5 protein-coding genes are annotated in these 5765 nt (G+C 75.4%); 1 reads left to right on the top strand and 4 read right to left on the bottom strand.

The window, feature by feature from the left end; genetic code table 11:
- Positions 1-204 precede the first annotated feature (204 nt).
- From IH13_RS0131830 to IH13_RS0131815, 4 genes are all read right to left on the bottom strand, one after another.
- Positions 205-1215 carry a questin oxidase family protein gene (locus IH13_RS0131830; RefSeq protein ID WP_031089848.1) on the bottom strand — a complete coding sequence of 337 codons (1011 nt, stop codon included), beginning with the start codon at positions 1213-1215 and terminating at the stop codon, positions 205-207.
- Positions 1216-1309: 94 nt separating this feature from the next.
- Positions 1310-2395 carry an ankyrin repeat domain-containing protein gene (locus IH13_RS45675; protein WP_031089845.1) on the bottom strand — a complete coding sequence of 362 codons (1086 nt, stop codon included), beginning with the start codon at positions 2393-2395 and terminating at the stop codon, positions 1310-1312.
- Between the two features lie 39 nt (positions 2396-2434).
- Complete coding sequence (locus IH13_RS0131820) at positions 2435-3325, bottom strand: hypothetical protein (RefSeq protein ID WP_031089844.1); 891 nt, start codon at positions 3323-3325, stop codon at positions 2435-2437.
- Positions 3326-3470: 145 nt separating this feature from the next.
- Complete coding sequence (locus tag IH13_RS0131815; protein WP_031089842.1) at positions 3471-5270, bottom strand: glycoside hydrolase family 35 protein; 1800 nt, start codon at positions 5268-5270, stop codon at positions 3471-3473.
- Between the two features lie 127 nt (positions 5271-5397).
- On the opposite strand from IH13_RS0131815, the gene IH13_RS0131810 reads away from it, so the two are divergent.
- On the top strand, positions 5398-5765 hold a 368-nt coding region (locus IH13_RS0131810; RefSeq protein WP_031089840.1), incomplete at its 3' end, for an AraC family ligand binding domain-containing protein.

Raw genomic sequence — 5765 nt, 5'->3', positions numbered from 1 at the left:
GCCGGTACCGGCCGCGCCGACGGCGCTCCGGCACGCGGGCGCCGGGCGGCCTGACCGCAGACGCGAGAGCGCACCCATACCGCCAGGAGGGCCGACCCGACCGACCGGGTCGGCCCTCCTGGCCCTTTCCGCCCTCGCTCCCACCCCGCTCCGCCCGCCGTTCCCGGGCGGCGCCGGGGGAGCGGCGCACGGGAGGCCCGGCGCTCAGCGCAGTGGTTCGCTCAGCTCGACGGAGCGCAGCGCCGCCGCGAGAGCCCGGTCGTCGCCGACGTCCAGGGCCGTGTCGGTCAGCTTGATGACGTGCTCGTCGCCGTGTGCCAGCGCCCGCGCGAAGACCTCCTCCGGACCGAAGGTGCCCGGCGCCGTGTACACGACCGGTGTGTCCGGCGCGTACATGGCGGTCACGGCCGCGGACGCCGTCCACGCGGCCCTCAGGCTCGGTACCCACAGCTGCCGGGGGAGCGCGGGCAGGGTGCGCAGCACCGCGTTGGGTGCCGTGGCGGCGTGCACCAGCATCGTCGCCTCACCGTGGCCGTGCGTGGCGTAGCGGTGGGTGGCCGCCCGCACCAGTTCCGTCAGACGCCGCCGGGCCAGGTCGGGGTCGGAGACCGACGCGGCCCACACCGGCAGGCCCGTGACCCGGCCGAGGCGGTCGGGGAAGCCTCCCTCGCGTACGGCGAGGGGGCGGACCGCGTCGAGGGCGGCGGCCGCGCCGTCGGCGCCGGGCAGCGGATCGGGATCCGCGAGGGGGCGGTGGCGCGCGGCCCAGTAGCCCAGGCCGTGGGCGAGTTCGGTAAGCCGAGGCCCGGTGGGATCCCCCGCCAGCAGGGTGCGGACGGCGTGGCCCACCCGGATCACCGGATGCGTCGACCCCCCGTACACGCCGGGCAGGAGGCGGGGCCACCACTGGGTGAGCACCTCGCGCCAGGGCCGCTCGGCGACCTCGTGCCCGAAGTGGCCGATCCAGTCGGCGGCGCGGCGCGGATCACCGAGCGCCCCGCGCCAGTTCTCCGCCGTGACCGGTTCCAGGCCGGGCGGGAACTCCTCCAGCTTCTCCGCGTACAGGTCGAGCCAGCGGTGCACGGACCGCCCCCGGCCGTGCGAGGCGAGCGCCTCCACCGCCATCGGCGCGTGGTTGGTGAGCTGTCCGAGCCGTTCCGGGCCCCACCGGTGCAGCCGCTGGAGCGCCTCGTCGAGAGTGCCTGACGTATCCATGGCCGAGACGGTAGGCGGCGCGCGGCGGCGGCGTAACGGGCGGAAGGCCGAGGACCGGCTCAGGACTTCGCGGCCGTCCCCCGGGACTTCCGGCCTACTCCGGGCCGCGGCGACCACCGTGCGCCGGCCGGTAGGCGTCGAGTGCGCGGGTCGCCGCCTCGGCCGCCGCCGGGTGCACGGCGTCGCGGGCCAGGACCCTCAGCAGCGGTACCGCCCGGGACGCGAACGGCTTCTCGTCCGCCCGGAAACCGAGCCGGGCCAGTACCTGGGCCCCCAGCATCTGCCGCAGCGGGTCCGCGCTCGCCGCCCAGGCCGCCGCCGCCTGGAACGTCTCCTCGTCGCCGCGCAGCCGCAGCACCCGGACCGTCTCCCGCCAGTCGTCCAGCTCGGGGTCCTGCCCGCGCAGGGCCCGGACCGCCAGCTCCTCGAACGGGACGCGCAGCCCGAGCTCCTCCTCCAGCAGCGTCGCGATCGCACCGTGCCCCGTCTCCTGGTCCTGGCCCGCGAACGGCTCGCCGTCCCGCAGCAGTTCGACCGTGACGAGCACCCCGCCCGCCACCCGGGTGCGGCGCACCGCGCTCTCGTGCCCCGGGCCGTGCAGCGCCTCCAGGGCGCGCAGCAGCTCCTTGCCGGCGTCCACCGCCAGCATCCGCCGGGCCTCGTCGAGCGCCGGCCGCAGCCCCGGCGCCCCGTACCGGAGCAGCGCCCGCACCGTCCGGGCGGACCCCCGCCGGGCCGCGACCACCAGCGGCGGCTCGTCCCGCGGGCCCGGCAGGCCGGGGTCCGCCCCCTGGGCGAGCAGCAGCTCCGCGATCCCGGCGTGTCCCAGACCCGCCGCCCAGCGCAGGGCCGTGAAGCCGAAGTCCTCCCGCAGGTCCGGGTCCGCCCCGGCCGCCAGCAGCGCCTCCACCACCTCCGTGTGGCCACCGCACACCGCCCCGCACAACGGCAGGTCGCCCGCTTCCGGACCGCTCGGCCGGTCCGGGTCCGCACCCGCTGCCAGCAGCAGCCGCACCGTGCCGGGCAGGTCCTGGACGGCCGCCAGATACAGGGCGCTCGTCCCGTCCTCGTCACGGGCCTCCACGGACGCGCCGGCCCTCAACGCCCGTACGACGGCACTCTCCCCCTCGTACAACGCCTCGAACAGGCTGTGCGCGTCGCCGGCAGGTTCGTTCTTCATGCGACCGACCCTACGGCGGACCCGGACGGTCCCCGCAGCTCAGGTGTCGCACTCCAGCACCGTCCGGCACAGTCCGCACCGGGCCCGCACCCGGCCACGGACCGGGACGCGGACCCGCTGGTGGCAGACGGGACACGCGAACGAGACCCGCAGACCACCGGGGCCGTCCTCGAAGGCGTACCCGTCGCCCGGGCCCGTCCCCGCAGACCCCACGGCGCGCCGCCGGTCGCGGGCGTAGCGACGGCGGCCCGCCCAGCCCGCGCCGGTCAGCGGCGGGCGGCGCAGATCACCCAGCGCCTTCGCCCGGCCCGCGGTGTACGCCGGGTACGCCTGCGGGCTCGTGAACCACACCGAGGGGTCCTCGTCGAAGACCAGCGCCCGCTTGGCGAGCACGTACCCGAACTCATCCGGCGTGAGGTAGCCCAGCTTCTGACTGGACGTCGCGTCCTGCCGGAAGGCGTCCAGCAGCAGCCAGCCCGCACCCAGATAGGCCGTCACCGTGTCGGTGAGGACCTCGTTGTCGCGGGTCCCGCGGAACTCCAGGCCCAGCCGGTGCAGCAGGACGTGGGTGATCTCGTGCGCCAGCGCCGCCCCGATGTCCCTGCGGTGCGTACGGAAGCGGTCGTTCAGCTCGACGAAGTACTCGGGCCCCGCGGTGAGTTCGACGGCGGCGGCGTGCTCCATCCGCCGGAAGCCGACGACGACACGGGCCTTCGGCAGCCGCAGGTGCTCGACCAGGGCGCCCGCCACCCGCTGCGCCCCGGGATACAGGTCCTCCGTGTCGGCGAACGCGGCGTCCGCCGGGACGAAACTGGTGGCGTACTTCCGCACCCCGTCCGGGCCCAGCCGCCGGTGGAGCGCGGTGATCGCGGACCGGACGGTGTCCAGATGAGGGAACCCGCGGACGACCTGGCCGCCGCCTTCGCTCACGTTGGCCCCCCGTCGACGGCAACCGGTGCACCTCACTGTAAGGGGGACGCGGGCAGAGGCGTACGGGTTCGCGGAGGCGCCGGTCGTGGCCGGAAACCACGCCCCGCCGCGGAGCCGCCCCGACCGGCCGCGCCCGGTACGCCGTCTACCCCGGCTCCCCGGCCCCCCTGGCCGGCACCCCGGGGCCCACCTCCGCGTACAGGGCCCCCGCCTCCTCCAGCTCCAGCACCCACACCTCGTTGGCCCCCTCGCGCAGCACCGGGCCCGGCACGTACAGCGTCCGCTGCGGCCCCACCGACCGGTAGCGGCCCAGACAGAAACCGTTGACCCAGACGAACCCGCCCGCCCAGCCCGGCAGTTCCAGGCCCGCGTGGTCCGACCCGGCCGCCTCCGGGAGATCGAAGAACCCGCGGAACAGGCCCGTCGGACCCGTCTCCCGTACGTCCCCGAACGGAACCCGCCCGTCCACCGCGCCCGGCTCGTCGAACGCGTCCAGCCGCAGCGCCCGCGCACACACCCCGTGCAGGAACTGCCGCTCGTGCAGCACCCCGCCGGTGACCCCCTTCGGCTCACCCAGCCGCGGCCCGTAGTTGACCCGCCCCAGCGACTGGACCCACAGCTCCACCCGGGCCGGGCCCGCCACCGGCTCCGCGAGCGTGTGGTCCTCCTCGGTGAGGACGCCCGCCCGCACCCCGTCCACGTACACCACGGCCCGGTCCCGCAACCCCCGCACACCCAGCGGATACGGCTGCCGCGGACCCGGCACCTCCACCTCGTACCGCACCACCCCGCGGTCCACCCCCAGCTCCTCGAACGTCGGCGGCACACCGTACGGCCCGCCCTGCGGACCACCCAGCGCCTCCAGCACCGCCGTGAGCGGCGCCCCCTCGGTCAGCGCGACCCGCACCGTACGCCCCGGCCCCACCGGCTCGGGCGGCGGCTCGGGCAGCGGCCCCTCCGCGTACTCGGCCAGCACCTCACGCAGCGCCCAGAACTTGGGCGTGGCCCGCCCGTACTCGTCGACGGGCGCGTCGTAGTCGTACGACGTCACCGTCGCCGCCAGTTCCCCGTCCTGCAGCGGGCCCGCACGGTTCGCCCCCGCCCAGCCCGCGAAGTTCGTCCCCCCGTGCGCCATGTACACATTGACCGACGCCCCCGACTCCAGCACCTCCCGCAGCGCCCCGGCCGTCTCCGCCGGATCCCGCACCACCGGCTCGGCCCCCCAGTGCTCGAACCAGCCGCACCAGAACTCCATGCACATCAACGGCCCCCGCGGCCGGTGCCGGCGCAGCACCCCGAACGCCTCCCGCGCCTGCGACCCGAAATTCGCCGTCGCCAGGACACCGGGCACCGAACCGCCCGACAGCATGTGGTCCTCCGGCCCGTCCGACGTGAACAGCGGCACCTCCACCCCCGACCGGCGCAGCAGCCCCGCCAACTCCCGAAGATGCGCCAGGTCCGAGCCGTAACTCCCGTACTCGTTCTCCACCTGCACCATCACCACCGGCCCGCCCGCCGTGACCTGCCGCCGCACCACCTGCCCCAGCAGCTCCCCGAACCAGCGCTCCACCGCCGCGGTGTAACCGGCGTCCCGGGTCCGCACCCGCCGGCCGAACCGCCCCGTCACCCACGACGGCAGGCCGCCGTTCTCCCACTCCGCGCAGATGTACGGCCCCGGCCGCACGATCGCCAGCAACCCCTGGCCGTGCGCCGCGTCCAGGAACCGGCCCAGCGCCCCCACGTCCCGGAAGACGCCCGGCGACGGCTCGTGGAGGTTCCACGGCACGTACGTCTCCACGCAGTTGAGCCCCATCGCGCGCAGCATCGCCAGCCGCTGCCCCCACTGCTCCTCGTGCACCCGGAAATAGTGCATCGCCCCCGACAAGAGCCGCACCGGCCTGCCGTCGAGCGAGAAATGGTCGTCCGCCACCGTGAATCCGGTCATCGTGCCGCGTGCTCCTGTGTGCCGATCGCCTGTCGGCCACCAGACTCCCCTCTGGCGCCGGGCCCGTCCATGGAGAAAGATCACCTCTGCTTGGACACACAGCGTCCACAGGGAAGGGGAACGACCGGTGCACCACATCTGGATGCGCTTCTTCACGCCCAGCGCACTCCACCAGCGCCTGGGCCTGGCCTGCCTCGGTGTCGGCCTCCAGCACGGCACCCTGCCCGTCGTCGGACCCCGCACCCTCGACCACCACGTGGCCATGGTGATCAACTCCGGCAGCGGCTGGGTCACCGCGCCCGACGGCCGCCGGCTCGCCGTCACCGCCCCCAGCCTCATCTGGCTGACCCCCGGCACCCCGCACCACTACGGCCCCGGACCCGCCGGCTGGGACGAGAACTTCGTCGACTTCACCGGCCCCGCCACCACCACCTACACCGAACTCGGCTACATCGAACCCGACCGGCCGCTCGTCCCCCTCACGGACACCGCCGC

It is taken from the genome of Streptomyces sp. NRRL WC-3549 (assembly GCF_000721935.1).
Lineage (GTDB): Bacteria > Actinomycetota > Actinomycetes > Streptomycetales > Streptomycetaceae > Streptomyces.
Note: the sequence above shows the minus strand (reverse complement) of the source record. Positions and strands in the feature narration are given on the sequence as shown.

Coding starts and splice junctions, on each gene's coding strand:
- IH13_RS0131830 (WP_031089848.1), bottom strand. CDS start 1,215: ATGGATACGTCAGGCACTCTCGACGAGGCGCTCCAGCGGCTGCACCGG.
- IH13_RS45675 (WP_031089845.1), bottom strand. CDS start 2,395: ATGAAGAACGAACCTGCCGGCGACGCGCACAGCCTGTTCGAGGCGTTG.
- IH13_RS0131815 (WP_031089842.1), bottom strand. CDS start 5,270: ATGACCGGATTCACGGTGGCGGACGACCATTTCTCGCTCGACGGCAGG.